Annotated in this window: 1 protein-coding gene; it reads right to left on the reverse strand. The window is 48.6% G+C overall.

Annotated features, from left to right (window positions below; all coding sequences use genetic code 11):
- Positions 1-1,722: DUF4214 domain-containing protein (locus ACO0LB_RS20400; RefSeq protein WP_423052506.1), on the reverse strand; the 1,722-nt coding region annotated here is incomplete at both ends.

Genomic DNA, 1,722 nt, shown 5'->3' on the forward strand with positions numbered 1-1,722 from the left:
TGAGCGATTGTGATTGCTGTGTCTTGTGCAGCAGTCAGTTTTGTCAGGTTAACGGTCGCGCCTTCAGCAGCGGAAGTCCATGTGCCAGTGTTTTGCTGACCTTCGTTACGGATGTAAGTTGTTGCCAGATCAACGATCTTGGAAGCATCAACGTTCACAACATCAGCAACAGCACCAGCGTCGTGACCAGTGCGGATTTCCAGTGCTTGTACTTTAGACACTGTACCTGCGACTGTGTTGTTACCCAACAAGACCAGTGTATTAGTATCTGTACCAGTTGCTGCACCACCGATGATGGAGTCAGCTGCATCGATACTTGCGCCTGTTGCCAGACGGAAGATGTCGTTGCCGGAACCACCAGTGATTGTTTCATTGATGTTCACGCCGGATGTGTTATCCAGACCAGCATTGATTTCTGTGCCGATAGTGATGTCCAGCGCGCCTTTCAGTGCGGAAGCATCTACTGCTTTCAGGGAACCTGCAACGTTGTCCAGGCCAGCTGCATAACGTGTTGCTTCTGGTTGGTTGTTCACGCCGCCTGTTGTGTTGGAAGCTGCACCCAGAGTCAGGTTGGTGTCACCAGAGATTTTCAGCGTTTGTATGTCTTGTGCTGTCAATTGTTTGATGGTGTTGGCAGAACCAGTGGATGTCAGGTTGAATGTTTCGAAACCTTTAGTACCGTCAGCACTTTGTACTGTCAGGTTAGCCACGTTGATGTTGGATGCTGTCACATTGACTGTGTCTGTTGCACCAGCAACTGCTGATGTCAGGTAGTTGAATGTGACTGTGCCAGCTGGAGATTGTGTGTTAGCAACGGACAATGTATTAGTAGTTGCTTCAGTGATGTTTTTCACTGTTGCATTTTTGCCGTCAGCGATACGTGTGATGTTGATTGCTTTAACACCAGTAGAATCTTGCAGATCCAGAACCATGGACTGGGATGTTGCATCAAATTTTGCGTTGATTGTCTCGATTTTGGACAATGTTGGCAGAATTTCAGCTTGGCCGTTGTCGTTTGGATTGCCCAGAGTAACGTTCAATACGTCGTCGGAAGCATCTGTACCTGTCAGCTTGTCATCATTTTGCAGGGAGTTGATGAAGTTGTTGCCGCCTGGTGTGTACACTTGTGGTGCATTGAATGTGTGTGCAACGAGGTTGTCAACACCGTTTGTCAATGTACCAACAGTCAGTGCGCCAGCTGTTGCTGCGAATACTGTTTGGTTCAATGCATCAGTAGCGATTGCTTTTGCCAGGGAGGCATCGTCAGTTACGCTGGAGATGTATGTTTTTGCGATGCCCAGAGCTGCGTCGCCTGTGTAGCCAACGATTTCAGCGTTGGTATCGAGTGCTGTTGTGAAGGATGTGGCTGCTGTTACTTTGTTTTTGTAAGCAGTAGCGTCAGTGCCTTGAGCAGCTGTTGCGATGATTGTAACAACGTTGTCGATGGTTGTATTTTTTTGGTCCAGAGCCAGTGCCCAGTATGCCAGGCCGGATGGTTCTGCTGCGCGACCAAACAGGTTTTGGTAAACGCGGTCAACGATTTGTGTGCTGTTCAAACCTGCGTAAGCAGCTTTGTATTCTGCAGAGCCTGCAAACGCGGCGGAAACTGCTGTTGTGGAGCCTTTGTTTGCTGCTACTACTGTGTTCCAGTAGTTCAGACCTGCTGGATCAGCAGGACGATTGAAGTAAGCAACGTACAGTTGCTGGATGGCTTGATCGTAA

The organism is Undibacterium sp. SXout7W (assembly GCF_049339385.1).
Taxonomy (GTDB): domain Bacteria; phylum Pseudomonadota; class Gammaproteobacteria; order Burkholderiales; family Burkholderiaceae_D; genus Undibacterium.